Genomic DNA, 16,293 nt, shown 5'->3' on the forward strand with positions numbered 1-16,293 from the left:
CCCATCAAAAATAATTATCATGAAAGAACTGTTCGACAAGATCTCTGCAGAATTTGAAGCATTTCAAAAAGATGCCACTGCCCAGATAGAAGGCGGAAACAAAGCAGCCGGTACACGCGCGCGCAAATCAGCGCTTGAACTAAGCAAGCTTATGAAAGACTTCCGCAAGGTTTCCGTAGAAGAATCTAAAAAGTAGTAGTAAGGCTGTCCCATGGACGGCCTTTTAAATTATTTTTGCTTTATGAACCTTGAAGAAATTAAGCGATACTTTGAGAAAAACCCGCCCCCTGCTTCGGTAGACTGGAAACCATGGGCAAAAATTTCCGATACCCAAAAGTTCCTGGGCAGCTGCTATGTTACAGTCAGCACTTTTAAAGGCAATGTTGAAACCTGTCCCTCATGGTGGCATCTGAAAGAGTTTTATCAGGATATGGTGAAGCTAAACGAGGTGAAATAATGTCTATAAAAATCTACGAATTTATCTCAAAGGATGAACAGCTCCAGTACCAGATTGTCTGGGAGATCGACGTACATGTCGAAACCTTGCACCAAGACGGGGTTATGTACCTGCTATATTCAGTCAATGATTTTTTTGTTGAGATACGATATAATCAGCGAACCAACACAATAATCGGCAAGAACCAGTTTAAAGATGGCGAGCCCCTTGACAAGTATTTGTACAATCTATGATTTTAGATTTAACTGCTATGGTTGGAAGCAGTTGAAAGATCAATATCTAATTCCAGTGTCTCGGCAAAAATCTTCAATGCTCCTAGGGCCTTCTTCCAACCACCGCAACATGAAGGGCTAAGTGCAATAGTTACTACATCAACCTTTGACAGGTGCTTTTTTATTTCTTCTGCAACAAGCCTTATTGTCTCATCAGTATACAATTGAAAATATCCCCTGATCGGCGCAAAGAAGTAATCAAGATCGACATTGATGATCCAACCATTTTTGGAATAGTCCAACCAGTCCCTGTATTGTCCTAAAAACTGCTCTATCTCATATTCGTCCTTGACAAAATCAGTCCTGCCGCCTTCCTTTTTCGTAATGAAAATTGTACTTGTGAAAAGTTTTGGATACAACTGCTGGAGATTTAATATATAGTTATCCCAGCGAAATAACTTTGCATATATACCCGAATGTACTTCAAAACCAAGATTTGCATATTCTTCAAAGGTGAGTTTTGAGATATCAATTCCTTTATCAATGACAAGGGTCTTTACTTCTTTTTTAAATTGACATAGATCATAATGCCTGTCGATATGCAGGTAATTATACTTTTTCCTGTATCGATTTCCTGAAGCCAACACCAGGAAGCGCAAAGGTGATTGTCCATCACATACACTTTCCCGGATTTATAAAGGAAATTGGTATTTATCGCGCCCGATTCTCCCAATATTTCCGGTTTTCCTTTGATCCACAGAATCTAAATATTAAGGGTTATCTGTTCTTTACTGCGTACGAAATACTGTAAAAATATTAAGATCAGTTGCATTTCCAATGCGAAAAGGGATAAAAAGGCAAGCGAAGTTATCGTGCAGGCGCAGGCTGCGCGCGCATAATGGCCGCGGGCCACCCTTCGGGACTTATAGCGCTCCGCATGCCCCCGCACACTTCAGGACAGCTTTCTTTTTTTCCCTTTTTCTTTTGGAAAATGCTGTTTTGGCAGGGGTTAAAGAGGATCCAATAGGATTGTTTCATTAAAAACTTTACATCATGGACATTACAGGACGATTGACAGCAGATGCGCAGGTGCGCAGCCTGTCAGAAGGCAGGAAGGTGGTGAATTTCTCCGTAGCGGTTAACGACAGCTACAAGGCTAAGAACGGGGAGCGGGTAACGCAGACCGAATTTTTCGATTGTTCCTACTGGATAGGCACAGGCATAGCGCAGTACCTGACCAAAGGCAGTATTGTAGAACTCTCGGGGCGTGTCAGCGCACGGGCATGGGTGGATAGCGAAGGACAGGCAAAAGCAGGGCTGAACTTCCACACTTCAAAAATCACGCTGCACGGTGGCGGGGCTACTGCAGGCAAACCGCAGGCGGACAAGCACCCGCAGGCAGAACCTGTTGCAGTAGAGGTACAAGGGACACAGGTAAACCCTGACGGGCAGCACGATGACCTTCCATTTTAAAACAAAGTCGAACTAAAAATTTAATATCATGGCACATAATCTGAATTTCAACGAACAGACTGGAAAATATTCTTTTTTCAGCGTAAAAGAAAAAGCATGGCACGCCCTTGGGCAAATCGTGCAGGACTATCCGACAAGCAGGGAGGCAATCACCCACGCAGGGCTTGACTATGAAGTAATTAAAGCACCCCTGTTTGCCAAAGGCACAGAGCCTGCCATTGACTTTGCCGTACCTGACCAGTTTGCTACCATGCGCACCGATACCAACGCCATTTTTGGCGTGGTGGGCAAGGATTACCAAATCGTGCAGAATGCCGATGCCTTTGCTTTCTTTGATGCCATTGTAGGCGGTGGTGAGGGTATCTTATACGAGACCGCAGGGGCTATCGGGCAAGGGGAACGCATCTTTATCACAGCCAAGCTGCCCGGCTACATACGTGTAGGCAACGGGGACGATGTAACCGAAAAGTATATTTTCCTGACTACCTCACACGATGGCTCGGGAAGTATTACCGCAGCTTTTACCCCTATCCGCATCGTTTGCCAAAACACACTAAACGCTGCAATGCGCTCGGCTACCAATGTGGTGCGCATCAGGCATACCGCCAACGCCAAGCAGCGGTTAGAGGATGCCCACAGGGTAATGGGCTTGGCAGACACGCTGTCGTTACAATTAGAAGGCATCTTCAATAATTGGGCAAAAGTGCGCATTGAAGATAAAGAAGTTAAAAAACTTATACAGTTGGCTCTCTGCCCCAATACTGAAACACTGAACCTTTTGAAAAAGGGCGCAGAAGAAGAACTGTCAAGCGTATTCAAAAATGCCTGCGATGCAGCCTTTAGCTACGCAATGGCAAGCGATACGCAGCAAATGGAAACCACAAAGGGGACAGTCTTCGGGGCATATAACGCCGTGACAGGATACTATCAGAATGTACGGAATTTTAAGAATGACGAAGACAAGATGAAAAGTATCTATCTCGGCGGTACAGCACAGGCACGGGCGCAGAAAGCCTTTGACCTATGCACCGACTTCACCAAAGGCGGGGCTGCTGCCCTTATGATGAACTAAATTAACAACGCAGCCCGCCACGGCGGGCTGTAAAAAAAATGAGATTATGAAACCATTACAAAACCTGAATAATGTAGAGAAAGGCAAATTACTTGCCTCATTCTTTCCTGAACAGGTACAGGGCATACTGGAGAGCCTGCAACAGGCTTGCCAATACCTTACCGACAATGAGGAGGTGATACGCAGCCAATGGGACAACGGCTTTATCCCATTTGAATTTTGGTACAGGGTGGCAGGGAATGTTGCTGATGCTATACTAAGGAACGGCAAGGGAATGGCAAAGAGCAGCAGCCTATTTGCAGACCACCTTTTTGACGGGCATAACGCCCTGTTCACTATCGACTGCATAATCAGGGAGGCGAAGCACAATGAAAACATGAAGTACAGGCAGGCAGTCGCCCTGCTGTTTGAATAAGCTAAACTTACGATTATGGCAATTACAAATTTTTTCAGCCAGGTGGCAGCCCTCAACTTTACGGGCTGCCTGAACCTGACGATACGCAAGGATGGCGAGAGCCTGACCGTATCAGTACTGTTGCAGAATGATGCCTGCGGTGACACCGCAAAAAGCCACATTCCCCCGCTGATTCTGAAAGGCACGGCGCAGGAACTTGGGGAGGGATTTTTCCCCGCTGTTTCCGAGCCAGTACAGCAGACATCGCAACTGCTTACCAATATGGAGCAGTTCCTTAAAGGGCAGGAAGAAGCCCAGAAAAACTCCGCAATGGAGAAAAAGAAAACCGAGAAAGCTGACAAGCCTGCCACAGAGGTAAGCCCGAAGGAAAAGAAATTCATTGAAGCGATGAAACAGGTCGATGCCCTAGAGGCAGATGGTAAATTTAAGGAAGCGTGGTGCAAAGTGCCGCTTGCATCCGAGTACCCTGACAAAGCAGAGCAGCTGCGCAAGCGCAAAGAGAACCTGAAAAATCAGTTTGCACCTGACCTTTTCGGTGCAGCACAGCCTGCCGAAACTCAAACAGAAGAAGAAGTACATATTGAACCAAATACCGAAGATTATGCTGATAGCGAACCAAATGCCGAGGATATTCCTGATGAAGGAGAAGGGGAATGACATTACACTCACAGACCCCGATGCAAAGTGGAGCATAGATGCGGTGCTGCAATTCTATGCCAATACCTATCCTATCCTGACCACTGCCAAAATAAGCGGTCCTGTCATCAGTGAAGATAAAGTACAGTACCGATTTGAGAGTATGATGGGTACAAAGGGATAACCCTAAATATTAAATAATGGATTATGCTACAACAAATAAGCGGGCAGCTTCGGCTGCCCAACAACGAAAGGCAAAAGCTGCTGCACAAAAACGCAGGGCAGTTCCTGCTGCAATTGGTCAGGAGGAAAGATGCCGCCGAGCTGCAAAGGGACAGGCTGCAATCCGCCCCTGTGGGGCTGCTGCCTATGGTTTTTTAAAGCTACGCTTCCTGCCGCATTTTGCGGGGCAGCCTGTGAAGCCGATAAAGGATGAGGAAGATTTTTACCGTTCCCTTAACCTGCTTTGCGTCCACTATAACATTAGCGTAACGGATAACCGCCACATTGGTTATCCTTACAATAAGGCTGTGGCACTATGGGAAGCTAGCAAGCTGCTACGGGAAAAAAGGGAAAGTGTACAGATACTCGAAGGCAGGGATGGCAAAGGAAGTTTGGTGCTGCAAGCAGAAGAAACATACAACACAGGCAGCACGCTGTACTATATCCCGATTGTACCCCTTTACAGGCTGATGCAAGACCGAAAAACAAAGAGGGCGGCGCAGCTACTGCTTGCTACCTGTGCCTACCTGTATCATGTTGCAGGCATACCCTACTACACAGATGACAGCAGCTACCTCTGTTGGCAGTACGACATGATACGGGAATGGGTAGAAAATGACCCGACCGATTGGGAACAGGAAAGCTACTATGTCAATTGTTCGCAGCTGAATACCGCCGAACATATCGGGAAGGTGATGCAGCGCAGGCTTTGGAACCCCTGCCACCTTAACCGATTTGAAGATTTGGCAGCGCAATTTATTGCGCTTGACAACTTTGCCTGCGACTGCCTGTCTATTGCTGACAAGGCATTACAGCTTTGGCGGGATCACCCGCAGGGGCATGTGTACCGCCACGCCGATACCCGTATATTGCACTCGGAAGATGATGATAATTGCAATGAGGATTGCATTACTATGGACAAATACATCGGCTTTTGCGCCGAAACCGAAGGTTGGCTCTATCATACCCTTTCCGAATGCGTTAATAATGAGTTCAACGAATGCTGTGATATACAGCAGCCAGTACTGACCCGCACCTTTGACGGGCGGATGCAAGATGCCGAAAGCCTCGATTTTGAGTGCAGGCTTTTTTCTCTTATCGATGACTTATGCTACCTATTAAATACTATTAATGATGAAAAATAGTGAAACAACACCGAGCCTTTTTTTCCCTGCTGCCGCTATTGTTGTTTTCAAGCCCGAAAACAATGAGGATGACCTGTATCTTGAATACTATGACATGGACGAAAGCGGTTGCCCTGTCAATCCGAGGCCTCTAAGCGTAAAAGAAGCGCAGGGGCTATCCAAAGCACTTGACACAGGAAAAGCTGCCGCAAAAGCGTTCCTAAAGCCCAAAGGGTTGCTACCATCCTGTGTGCTGCACATTAATCCTGCCGAGAATGGCAGCGTAGTGTGGTACACCAAGCCACAGACCCGAAAGTTATACTTTACTGAAAGTCTCGGACTTGCCAGTCAGGAACTGCCCCTTCCTGCACTTATCTGGGCAGCGGATAAAAGGCGGCTGCACGTGTTTGCCTCGAAAAGCAAGGGCAAGCCATCAATAAGCTCCCCTTTGTACTATGCTCCGTTCTTTAACCTGTACAATAATGGAAATGTCTGCATGGGTTCTGTTGATGTGCGCATCAGCCAGTCAGCAACGTTGGAGGAATTTACAGCAGCTTGGGAAGGCTATTTTTTTGGCAGCTATTTCAGCCACCTAATTGGTGGTCACAACCCTGTCAAGGGCAACCTAATCAGCCTTTACAAAGGGCTTTCTGAAACCAAAAACCCCTTCCCTGCAGAGGAACTTGTAGCTGCTAAGAAGCAATTAAAACATTTACTACGATGAAACCGAAAGCCCACTTTATAGCCCCTGAATTGCTAAACCCAACCAACCCAATCGAAGTATGCCTTATTGGTGCAGGCGGGACTGGCTCACAGGTACTAACTGCACTCGCACGGATGAGCCACAGCCTGCAAGCATTGGGACATGCAGGCTTTCAGGTCACCTTGTGGGATGATGATATTATTACCGATGCCAACAGGGGCAGGCAGCTGTTTGCCGAATGCGAAGTAGGATTACCAAAGGCGGTCGCCCTCGTAACCCGCTCCAATCGCTTCTTCGGCACGGGATGGAAAGCGATAAACAGAAAATTTGACAGCCATTCAGGCAACACTAAAGCAGCTATTTATATATCCTGTGTTGATACTGTTACTGCAAGGTTTGAGATTGCGGAAGTGATAAGAGGTAATAATAATAGCCATTATGCTGACCTAGCGAGGTACTGGATGGATTTTGGCAACGGAAAAGATGCTGGGCAGATTGTACTGGCAACGATTGGAAATGTTAAGCAGCCTAAATCCGATAAGTTTGAAGCAGTTGAAAGCCTTCCATTTGTAACAGAAGAATTTGGAGAGTTATTGCGCCAGTCGGAAACTGATGACGATGCGCCAAGCTGTTCGCTTGCCGAAGCCCTCGAGAAGCAGGAACTATTTATTAATTCTGCATTGGCGCAGATGGGATGTTCCCTGTTGTGGCAAATGTTTCGCAACGGGATGACAACCCATAGGGGGTTATTCCTAAATATTGCCGACTTCAGGACTGTACCGCTTCCAGTCTGAGGCGGCCGCCGCACGAAACCTTCCCGGGGTTTCCGTGCGGCGCTTGACTGCTGCTATTATCTAATTAACTGTAAGCCATTCCTGACTATTAAAAAGGCGGCATAAATGCCGCCCAGCATCCGGCGATGCTCCCATGCTCGCCTTTTGCTAAAACTTTAATTTATACGGTATAAAAGTGGCTAGTCAGTGATTACTATATCAAGGCTGCCTGTAGATGAATAATGGTTGTCAGCATAATGGGAGGAAACTTTGCAATTATATAAAATGCAGGATTTTTTGGCTGGATCATTCCTCGAAGCGTCTGCTCTATACGATAATGATATAGGCCTGCGGGCTATTAACGCTGCCGCAACATTCCAGCCAAACATTCGCAAAAAATCCTGTTGCACAATTCGCAAACATTCCAGTTGACGCACCTCCAGTTCAATATGGGCGGCAATCCATGCGCAGGGGTCTGCGGCAAGCAGTTCTGCTTCTGCCCTTAGCTTATCATTGCTTAGGCTATGCAACAATTCCTGCAACGTACTTATACCAACCGATGTTAAGGGAAATTTGTCCATGATCCTGACGTAAAGAGGCAAAGGTAATAGTGTTATCTCGCTCAAAAATTTACAATAACATTCAAAAGGTTGCAAAAAACGTGCAATCTCGGTATCAGAGCTACAGCACTTTCAGTTGTCCTACCATTATGGAGGGAATCGAACAGCACATGATATGTTTAGGCTGAAGTAATTGTCGCCGCAGTGTGGCGACAATTATAAAAAGTGAATTCTCGCAATATTTGGTGCGAGAATTAAAAGCATTTTTAAAGTCCCATCAAACAATTAGTAGATCTGTATGAGTATATCAGCAGATATATTCAGTCGTTCCTTCAAAGCACGTATCATGGCAAGACTAAGTTTTCTTTTGCCTGATAATATTTCTGATTTGCGGGAGCGTGCACCTAATATTGTTGACAGTTCAGCGTCAGAAATATTCAGTTGCTCCATCCTGTACTTTATCGCTTCAAGAGGTGAAGGCTCAGGAACGGGGTAATACTCGTCCTCATATTTTTTAACCAGCATTGAAAGAATTTCCAGTTCGTCAGATTCTTCGGTATCAGCTTGCAGGTCGAGTTGCATCAGCTCATAGATACGGGCGAGAGTATCTTCATACTGTGAATTATTTTTTATAAGTCTTAACATAACTAATCTCTTTTGCGTTAATCCTATCATACTCTGTATGGGTACCTAACCAGACAATGAAAACTATCTTCAGGCGATACTCAATATCCACAATCAAACGGTAGGTGTTCCCATGTACATTAAAAACAACCCGTTTACCTGTTAGGATTGAAGCATTCCCAAACTGACTTTTTAAGTCATTCGGGCTGTTCCACTCGGCGGCAGTAACATCTTTGTACCAATACTGAAGTGGTCGTTCCGAATCCGGAAACTGCTCCCAATATTCCTTTAATGTCTTTACAGCAATTATCCTCATTGCAAATATATTAAAATGTTACCAATTTGGTAACAGCGGATTATAAATTATTCTAAAATTGTGTCAACAGTGTTGTCACAATTACTATGTGCTGACTAAAAGCGGCGAAATTGTTGTCTCAGTGCGGCAACAATTTAAGCTGTCACGTTATTATCTGCAGATTCTTAGAACGCTCTTGACATTGTCGGTGCTATCCTTTGTCATCCCTAATTGCTTTCTCAGCGATATTATTTCTTCCCGCATCTTTAAAATATCCTCAGCCGGAGTATCATTTTTACTTACATTATTTTGATTTAAGCGCTCCTGTAATTCTTTCATTTCCCTGCCAATTGAAACCTGCTCAGTTATTGCATACTCTTCTGTCTGCTTGACAGATCGGTGCCCCAGCATCTCTTTTACAACATAAATAGGCACGTTGTTGTTAAGTGTTACGGTACTCCCAAAAGTTCGCCTGGCCTTATGGGTGTTAAGCTGGCTTTCAATTCCGCACACATCTGCAATTTCCTTTAGGTAGCCGTTCATCCTTTGGTTAGAAATAACGGGAAGAACGGTGTTTCTGGCAAGGCATTGGGGATGGTCTTTATAGCGGTCGATTATCTTAAGTGCCTGGGGAAGCAAGGGTACGTTAAAGGAACTGCCGGTTTTTTGGCGTTCGCTAATGATCCAAAGTTCGCCGTCATCCCCAAGCTTGATATCTGTTTTCTTAAGATTGTAAACATCAATATATGCAAGCCCGGTATAGCATTGGAAGACAAACACATCCCTGACAGCTGCAAGCCTCTCCACAGGCAAGGAATGGTTTTCAAGCAGCGATAATTCCTGCTTGGTTAAAGGCCGTTTAATAATCTTCTCCTTTTTACCTTTAAACCGCTTAAACGGATCGACGGTAATAATATCTTTGTCAATGGCCCTAAGGACGATTTTTTTGAAGTTCGATATATATTTCAGGGTTGTGTTGTTGCTGATATTTTTGACGGTCTTCAGATAAAACTCAAAGTCCTTAATAAACTCATAGTTAAGTTCCCTGAATTCCATATCATCAATCTCATACTTGAACTTCAGAAATTGCTGTACATGGGCTTTTGCTGTTTCATACCGGATGTAGGTTACTTTTGAATATTCTTTTGGTACAAGTGCCAAAACCTCGCTGTTATGCAACGCAAACTCCTCAATAACTTTTGCTTTAGACACATTTTTGCCAAGCATGAAATCAATAAGCTTTTGCCCGGTAATAGTTTCATTCTCTAACATAAGGTTTGTCCTGTACTGATTAACCTTTGCAGCCAGTGTATCAAGAAACAGATTTACAGCTTTTGCATCTTCCTTTGTCCCTGTAGCCCGCTCCAGTTTTTGGTTCCAGCGTGCAGCGTCCCATTTACGCTTTGTCGAAGTTTCTTTTGGAACTCCGTCTACTGTAACTCGCAGGTAGATAGTACGTTCTTTGCTTTCTTTCGATGAGGTCTTCAAAAAGAAGGTAAGCCCAAAACTTTGCTCTAACATAATTCAACATTTTTAAGTTAATAAAGGGCGAATTATAGCGTCTCTAAGTCAAGATGTTAACCTGCTTTACAGGTTGACAATCAAAAGATTAACCCCTATTTTGTGGCAATTTTACCCTTGACACAAAATTGCCACGATTTTGCCACAACCTTTTTGTGCACTTTTGAAAATTTTGCAGGTAGATTAAAAACAAAAAAACCTGCAAAACATTGATTTTGCAGGTTTTACGATACTTTTTGAAAATTTTGCTTTCTTTTGAAAAGCCTTAAAATTCAATAAAAGTGGAGAAGATGGGAGTCGAACCCACGACCTCTTGCATGCCATGCAAGCGCTCTAGCCAGCTGAGCTACATCCCCAATAAGAGCCGCAAATATAAAACAAAAAATTTCCAAATTCCAAATTCCAAATCACAAACATCAAATTCCAGATAACAAATAAAATAGCAAATCTTTGCGGCGTTCGCTGCAGTCTTTGTAATCTTCTGTACCTTCTCTGTGAATCTCTGTGCAATAACTTATTCGAAACATCTAAAAATCGAATAGTCGAAAAATCTACAATCACCCCTATATTTGCAATGCAAACAAAACTAACTACAGCATGACAACCACACGCCAAAACGGGTCATTATATACAAGCATCAATAACAAAATAGCAACGGTAGAATTTGGGCATCCGGCATCCAATTCTTTCCCGGCTGAATTACTGCAACGCCTTACAAATGAATTAACCCTTTTGAGTAATAATCATGATGTAAACGTGATTGTATTGAAAAGCGAAGGCGAAGGTGCTTTTTGCGCAGGTGCATCATTTGACGAGTTGCTTGCAGTGCAGGATCTTGAGCAGGGCAGTAAGTTTTTTTCAGGGTTTGCTAATGTTATTAATGCCATGCGCAACTGTTCAAAACTTATTGTGGGCCGTATTCAGGGTAAAGCTGTTGGCGGCGGCGTAGGGCTCGCCGCAGCGTGTGACTATGCCATGGCTGTTGAAGCCAGTGCCGTAAAGCTGTCGGAGTTTGCAATAGGTATCGGCCCGTTTGTTATTGCTCCGGCTGTAGAGCGCAAAATGGGTAAGGCTGCCCTTGCCGAAATGACCCTTGGCGCTCACGAATGGAAAAATGCTTATTGGGCACAGGAGAAAGGCCTCTATGCTAAAGTATTTGAAACCATTGCTGAGCTCGATAAAGAGCTCGATATCTTCACCCAAAAGCTGGCATCGTATAACCCTGAAGCTCTTTCATCAATGAAAAAAGTACTGTGGGAAGGCACCGAAAACTGGGACACGCTATTGAAAGAACGCGCAGCAATTTCCGGTACACTTGTATTGTCAGACTTTACAAAAAACGCACTGGCACAGTTTAAAAAATAATTATCTGGATTTCAGCCAGCCGGTAATGCTCAGGCGCTGTTGTTTTACAGGCTTCACTTCGTGCTCCAGCAACTGGCTCTCAAAAATCACCATCCTGCCCTTTAAGGGATAAATGTTCTTTTCCGTTTCCCTGCCATTATCTTTTAGATAAATGGTAAGCTCGCCCCCAAACTCAGGCTGCCAGTCTTCATCATTAAGGTAGCATACCATTGATAGTTTCCGCCTGCTGTCATTTTGAAATGTGTCCAGGTGCCGCTTGTAAAACGTTCCCTCGGGGTACACTGCATAATGGAATTCTTTATCTTTAATACCCAGGTAGCACGTACGGTTCAGGTACTGTACAAAGTCATTTATCTTACTGAGGAACTGCTTCTCTGCTTCATCGGCACTTTCTTCATCAAGCCACAAAATATAATCGCCACGAACCGCGTCAACCACCTTTTCATTAGCCTGGTTGCCAATGGCCGATTTTTTAAACCCGTCGCTCTCATACTTTCTGCGCAGGCTTACCTGCAGCGCATCAATTTCTGAACTGCTGAAAAAACTATCAGCAATGGCATATTTATCGGCCATCAGGGCATCAATAATCTGCTCGTATCCGGGGTTTAGCTTTAAGTCATCCATGGCGCCAAAGATAGTTCAAAACCGTAAACCGATTTGTCGTAAATTTGCCGCATGAGCAAGATACGTATCACCAAGCAGTTTACTTTTGAAACCGGACACGCCCTTTACGGGTATGACGGTAAATGCAAAAACGTTCACGGGCACAGCTACAAGCTATCTGTTACTGTAATTGGCACACCTATAATGGACACAGAAAATGTTAAGTACGGTATGGTGATTGACTTTGGCGACCTGAAGAAAATTGTGCGCCGCGAAATTGTTGATGTATTTGACCATGCCACCGTTTTCAACAAGAACACCCCGCACGTTGAACTTGCTGCCGAACTTAGCGACCGCGGCCATCACGTAATACTTGTAGATTACCAGCCTACAAGCGAAAACATGGTGATAGACTTTGCCGCAAAAATAAAACACCACTTACCGGCAAACATACAGCTTTATTCCCTTCGCCTCCAGGAAACCGAAACCTCTTATGCCGAGTGGTACCAAAGCGATAACTTATAGCTTAATTTGGTAATTTGTTGATTCGTTAGCTTCAATTACCCTAGCTTGTTGACTTGTGGCTTTTGACTGTGGCTTTTGACTAATAATGGCGTGTCCCTTCAGGCCGGGCTGTCCGCTATATCCCTTCTCTGCGCTGCGGGGATGCCGCTTCCATCCCTCACGCAAGCTTCACTCCTGTACCTTAATCCGTATGACCTTGTAATACCTTTTGCCTAGTGGCTTGTGGCTTTCAACTTGTGCCTTGTGGGCTAAGATTGATTCAGTATTTCAAAGAGCGAAAACTTGAATCAAAGCCTGAATAAAACCCAGTGGTAACAGTATTCGGGTTTTGCATTTCGATAAAAAAGGGTGTGAAGAATATCGCCTGCAAAGTTACAAACTTAAAGTTGAATATTTCACATCAGGTTTGAAAAATGATTATCAGCCCGCAGTTAATTATTTGTTAACGGTTATTAGTTTCTTGCACCCCTACTTTCTTGCAGGTTTGAATTTAGTGCATACTTTTCGGAATTTCCTTGAATGAATTCTCCTCTTAAAATAATCTTAAATGCTGCTCTCTGCCTTCCCGTTCATTTTTTGTGGGTGAAGTTCCCTTTTGTGTTTGGGATTCGTAATTCGTAATTCGTAATTCATAAATAAAAAAAGCACCCGTTTTCACGGATGCTTTTAAAGTATTGGGTGGTTTGTAAAGTTATTTCTTCACGATAAGGAACTCTGAGCGGCGGTTCTGTGCGTGCTGCTCTTCGGTACAGTTGTCGCCGCACGGCACCTTAGGCTGGCTCTCGCCATATCCCTGGCCTGATATCCTGGCTTTGTTGATGCCGCGTGATATCACGTACTGCACTGCGCTCTTAGCCCTGCGGTTTGACAGGTTCATGTTGTACTGGTCACTGCCGCGTGAGTCGGTGTGGCCTTTTACCATAATCACCATGTTCGGGTTGGCTTTCAGCGCTTCTACAAGCTTGTCAAGCTCAAAGGCGCCTTCTTTGGTGATGTTGCTCTTGTCAAACTCAAAGTATACATCGTTCAGCACTACTTCGGTCTCGGTCACAATCTTGGCTATCTCGTTCAGGCTGGCGTCAATATTTACCGTGCCGCCTTTGGTCTTGGCTATCGGGAAGGTGTTGTTCTCATACCCTTCAACTGATGCCTGTACCGTGTAGGCCCTGTCACAGTCTATGGCATAGGTTACCTTGCCGTCTGCGCCTGTGGTGCGTGTCTCTATCACGTTGTTCTTCTCATCAAGTATCGCTACTTTGGCCGAGGCAAGCGGTGCGCCTGTCTTGGCATCGCGTACCATCACGATGGCTTCCACTCCGCATACCGGCGTTGCTGTATAGAGCTGGTCTACCCCGCTGCGGTTGCTGGCAAAGAAGCCAAGGCCTTTCTTTTGGTTGATCGAGAAGGCGAAGTCGTCTTTTGGCGAGTTTACCGGCATGCCTACGTTCATTGCATCGCCGCCTTTGGCAAGGTCTATCACGAAGATGTCCATAGCGCCGAAACCTTTTCTTCCGTCTGAGGTGAAGTACAGCTTGCCGTCATCGGCTATGAACGGGAAGTTCTCTGCGCCTTCGGTGTTTACCTTGGTGCCAAGGTTCTGCGGCTCGCCATAGGTGTTGCCTTCCATTACGGCTACCTTCCAGATGTCTGCCCCGCCTATCGAGCCTTCACGGTCGGATACGAAGTACAGCGTCTTGCCGTCTGCGCTTATCGAAGGGTTGCCTGTTGAGTACCTCTTGTCATTGAACGGAAGCGCTACGGGCTTGCCCCACTTGCCGTTTTCTTTTACTGACCTGTACAGGTATACCTGGCCTTTCTTGAGGTTGTTTTCCCTGTCTCTCTCAAACTTCTTTTCCTTGAAGCTTTCGCTTGAGAAGTACATGGTGTTGCCGTCAGCCGTTACGGCCACAGGGCCGTCATGCCACTTGCTGTTCACCTCGGCCACAGGGGTCGGGGCTGAGAAGGTGCCGTTGGCATTGTAGGTGGCTGTATAGATGTCAAGGTACGGCTGCTCGTTCCACCCGTAGGTTTTGCGGGCGGTGTTGCGTGCGCTGGTGAAGTACAATGTGTTGTCATTGGTCAATACCCCGCCGAATGAGCTGTATTTCGGATCATTGATGTCCATAAGCTTCTCATCAAATAGCTTCTCCTGGTTCCTTAGCTTCGGAAGGTAGTCAGGGTCACGCTTGAAGATGATGGCACGCTGGTCATTCGGGGCTTTGGCCGCAAACTGCTGCATCTGCTTGTTGGCCTCGTCATACCTGCCCTCTGCCTTAAGCATCTGCGCATAGTTGTAGTTAAGCTCTGCATCTGCATTGCCGGCTATGGCTTTAGGGTACCATTTTACGGCTTCTTTTGAGTTGAATACGTTGTAGTAGCTGTCGGCAAGCCTTCTGTATACATACGGGTCTTCGCTCTTTTCGGCTAGCTTCAGGTAGGCGTCTGCAGCCTCTACATATTCCAGCCTCTCATATAGCTTGTCAGCTTGTTCGGTATCCTTGTTCTGGGCGCTTACTGCCATCACCGATAGCAGCATCCCAAGGCTTATATAGATATTTTTCATGTCTTTCTCTGGCGTTTAGGTTAGAAATAACGTGGTGAACGGGATACTTTCTTCGGGAAGTTCAGGTCGAACAGCAGCATCACCTCGTGTGACGATGGCGTGGTCACGTTCAGGTCTGACACAATGTGGTCATACGCATAACCTATCCTCAGGTTCGGGGTGATGGCGTAGTTTACCATCGCGCCGAAGCTGTCATCTATCCTGTAGGTGGCCCCTATCTCAAAACGCTCATAGAACAAAAAGTTGGCCGATACGTCAAAGCTCGGCGAAACGCCAAAGGCTGACTTGAGCAATCCTGATGGCTTGAACTTGATGTTGTCATTCAACTGGAATACATAACCCGCCGTTAAGAAGTAGTGCTGGGTCTCTGAGCCGAACTGCCTCTCCTGCCCGTTGTCGGTTATGTCAAGGTGCTTGCTCTTGAGCATGTTCGGCACCGAGAAGGCTACATAGTAATTCTCTGTATAATAGAAAAAGCCTGCCCCTACGTTGAAATAGGTATTGTTGGTGTTCTCGCTGAAAGCCGGGTCATTGGCATCGGGTACGTTGTTCTGCCCGATATCGGTATACAGGCCTACATCATGAAGCGTTAAGCCTGCCTTGATCCCCAGGGCCAGGCGGTGCTCACCTCCAAGGTTCAGCGTGTAGCTGAAATCGCCGTAAAAATTGGTCTCCTCCACCGGGCCTATCTTATCGTTTACTACCGATAAGCCTAAGCCTACATTCTTGCCTACCGGGCTGTGGCCCGAAAAGGTCATAGTGGTGGGTGAGTCTTCTATGTCTACCCACTGCTTGCGGTATAACAGGCCAAAGGCTAAATTCTCCTTCGAGCCCGCATAGGCCGGGTTGATGACGTTCATGTTGTACATGTACTGCGTGTAGTGCGGGTCCTGCTGCGAATATCCCTCAGCAAAAAAACCCAACGCAGCCAACGCTGCAAAATATAGTTTCTTCATGTGCATGTAATTTTCTTTGTATATAGTTTCAGTTTATTAATGCTATAATTGGCTGTTGTTTAACGGAGAATGAAATTACATCCAAAAAAAACAACAGGCGTCAAGTTTAACAAAACTTTCAAACAAATACTACAAAAACTGGATTTTATTTATGTTAGGCTTTTGTTATGTAAAAACACCCTGCCCGGGGGCAG

General features: G+C 45.4%; 20 protein-coding genes and 1 tRNA gene. 12 read left to right on the forward strand and 9 right to left on the reverse strand.

Annotated elements, in window-relative coordinates; translation table 11 throughout:
• The first annotated feature begins 19 nt into the window (after positions 1-19).
• Positions 20-196: a histone H1 gene (locus LRS05_RS15495; protein ID WP_257869140.1), complete on the forward strand. Its 177-nt coding sequence runs from the start codon at positions 20-22 to the stop codon at positions 194-196.
• Between the two features lie 45 nt (positions 197-241).
• Positions 242-457: a hypothetical protein gene (locus LRS05_RS15500; protein WP_257869141.1), complete on the forward strand. Its 216-nt coding sequence runs from the start codon at positions 242-244 to the stop codon at positions 455-457.
• A 241-nt stretch (positions 458-698) separates the two neighbouring features.
• Here LRS05_RS15500 and LRS05_RS15505 read toward each other — a convergent pair whose 3' ends face one another.
• Positions 699-1,328, reverse strand: coding sequence for a hypothetical protein (locus tag LRS05_RS15505; protein WP_257869142.1), 630 nt, complete (start codon positions 1,326-1,328; stop codon positions 699-701).
• Positions 1,329-1,722: 394 nt separating this feature from the next.
• Between LRS05_RS15505 and LRS05_RS15510 the strand changes: the two genes are divergently transcribed.
• The 8 genes from LRS05_RS15510 to LRS05_RS15545 are packed head-to-tail and all read left to right on the forward strand — an operon-like array spanning position 1,723 to position 7,108.
• Positions 1,723-2,142 carry a single-stranded DNA-binding protein gene (locus LRS05_RS15510; RefSeq protein WP_257869143.1) on the forward strand — a complete coding sequence of 140 codons (420 nt, stop codon included), beginning with the start codon at positions 1,723-1,725 and terminating at the stop codon, positions 2,140-2,142.
• A gap of 28 nt (positions 2,143-2,170) precedes the next feature.
• Positions 2,171-3,214: a DUF932 domain-containing protein gene (locus LRS05_RS15515; protein ID WP_257869144.1), complete on the forward strand. Its 1,044-nt coding sequence runs from the start codon at positions 2,171-2,173 to the stop codon at positions 3,212-3,214.
• Positions 3,215-3,260: 46 nt separating this feature from the next.
• The gene (locus LRS05_RS15520; protein ID WP_257869145.1) at positions 3,261-3,629 is read left to right on the forward strand and encodes a hypothetical protein; all 369 of its coding nucleotides are present in this window, start codon (positions 3,261-3,263) and stop codon (positions 3,627-3,629) included.
• A 15-nt stretch (positions 3,630-3,644) separates the two neighbouring features.
• Entirely contained in the window at positions 3,645-4,286 is a 642-nt protein-coding gene (locus tag LRS05_RS15525) for a PRTRC system protein E (protein WP_257869146.1), read from the forward strand.
• Positions 4,231-4,449, forward strand: coding sequence for a PRTRC system protein C (locus LRS05_RS15530; RefSeq protein ID WP_257869147.1), 219 nt, complete (start codon positions 4,231-4,233; stop codon positions 4,447-4,449). The genes LRS05_RS15525 and LRS05_RS15530 overlap by 56 nt, the downstream gene beginning before the upstream one ends.
• A gap of 16 nt (positions 4,450-4,465) precedes the next feature.
• On the forward strand, positions 4,466-5,632 hold the full coding sequence (locus tag LRS05_RS15535) for a hypothetical protein (RefSeq protein WP_257869148.1): 1,167 nt from the start codon (positions 4,466-4,468) through the stop codon (positions 5,630-5,632).
• Entirely contained in the window at positions 5,619-6,335 is a 717-nt protein-coding gene (locus LRS05_RS15540) for a PRTRC system protein B (RefSeq protein ID WP_257869149.1), read from the forward strand. Before LRS05_RS15535 ends, LRS05_RS15540 begins: the two co-directional genes overlap by 14 nt.
• The gene (locus LRS05_RS15545; RefSeq protein WP_257869150.1) at positions 6,332-7,108 is read left to right on the forward strand and encodes a PRTRC system ThiF family protein; all 777 of its coding nucleotides are present in this window, start codon (positions 6,332-6,334) and stop codon (positions 7,106-7,108) included. Before LRS05_RS15540 ends, LRS05_RS15545 begins: the two co-directional genes overlap by 4 nt.
• Positions 7,109-7,287: 179 nt before the next feature.
• Here LRS05_RS15545 and LRS05_RS15550 read toward each other — a convergent pair whose 3' ends face one another.
• The 5 genes from LRS05_RS15550 to LRS05_RS15570 form a co-directional block, all read right to left on the reverse strand.
• Positions 7,288-7,668 (reverse strand): hypothetical protein, encoded by a 381-nt coding sequence (locus tag LRS05_RS15550; protein ID WP_257869151.1) that lies wholly within the window; start codon positions 7,666-7,668, stop codon positions 7,288-7,290.
• A 264-nt stretch (positions 7,669-7,932) separates the two neighbouring features.
• Complete coding sequence (locus tag LRS05_RS15555) at positions 7,933-8,292, reverse strand: type II toxin-antitoxin system HigA family antitoxin (protein ID WP_257869152.1); 360 nt, start codon at positions 8,290-8,292, stop codon at positions 7,933-7,935.
• Positions 8,270-8,587, reverse strand: a complete 318-nt coding sequence (locus LRS05_RS15560; RefSeq protein WP_257869153.1) for a type II toxin-antitoxin system HigB family toxin — start codon at positions 8,585-8,587, stop codon at positions 8,270-8,272. The genes LRS05_RS15555 and LRS05_RS15560 overlap by 23 nt, the downstream gene beginning before the upstream one ends.
• A gap of 150 nt (positions 8,588-8,737) precedes the next feature.
• Positions 8,738-10,087 (reverse strand): site-specific integrase, encoded by a 1,350-nt coding sequence (locus LRS05_RS15565; protein WP_257869154.1) that lies wholly within the window; start codon positions 10,085-10,087, stop codon positions 8,738-8,740.
• A gap of 282 nt (positions 10,088-10,369) precedes the next feature.
• Positions 10,370-10,443, reverse strand: a tRNA-Ala gene (locus LRS05_RS15570).
• Positions 10,444-10,684: 241 nt separating this feature from the next.
• Here LRS05_RS15570 and LRS05_RS15575 point away from each other — a divergent pair.
• Entirely contained in the window at positions 10,685-11,452 is a 768-nt protein-coding gene (locus LRS05_RS15575; protein ID WP_257866475.1) for an enoyl-CoA hydratase/isomerase family protein, read from the forward strand.
• Here LRS05_RS15575 and LRS05_RS15580 read toward each other — a convergent pair whose 3' ends face one another.
• A complete protein-coding gene (locus LRS05_RS15580; protein WP_257866476.1) occupies positions 11,453-12,076 on the reverse strand; it encodes a 2OG-Fe(II) oxygenase in 624 nt (207 codons plus the stop codon).
• Between the two features lie 51 nt (positions 12,077-12,127).
• On the opposite strand from LRS05_RS15580, the gene LRS05_RS15585 reads away from it, so the two are divergent.
• The gene (locus LRS05_RS15585; RefSeq protein WP_257866477.1) at positions 12,128-12,580 is read left to right on the forward strand and encodes a 6-carboxytetrahydropterin synthase; all 453 of its coding nucleotides are present in this window, start codon (positions 12,128-12,130) and stop codon (positions 12,578-12,580) included.
• Between the two features lie 691 nt (positions 12,581-13,271).
• On the opposite strand, the gene LRS05_RS15590 is transcribed toward LRS05_RS15585, so the two are convergent.
• Together LRS05_RS15590 and LRS05_RS15595 are read right to left on the reverse strand one after the other, a co-directional pair.
• A complete protein-coding gene (locus LRS05_RS15590) occupies positions 13,272-15,143 on the reverse strand; it encodes an OmpA family protein (protein WP_257866478.1) in 1,872 nt (623 codons plus the stop codon).
• Positions 15,144-15,163: 20 nt separating this feature from the next.
• Complete coding sequence (locus LRS05_RS15595; RefSeq protein WP_257866479.1) at positions 15,164-16,099, reverse strand: type IX secretion system membrane protein PorP/SprF; 936 nt, start codon at positions 16,097-16,099, stop codon at positions 15,164-15,166.
• Positions 16,100-16,293 lie beyond the last annotated feature (194 nt).

It is taken from the genome of Flavobacterium sp. J372, assembly GCF_024699965.1.
In the GTDB taxonomy this organism is placed as follows: Bacteria; Bacteroidota; Bacteroidia; order Flavobacteriales; family Flavobacteriaceae; genus Flavobacterium.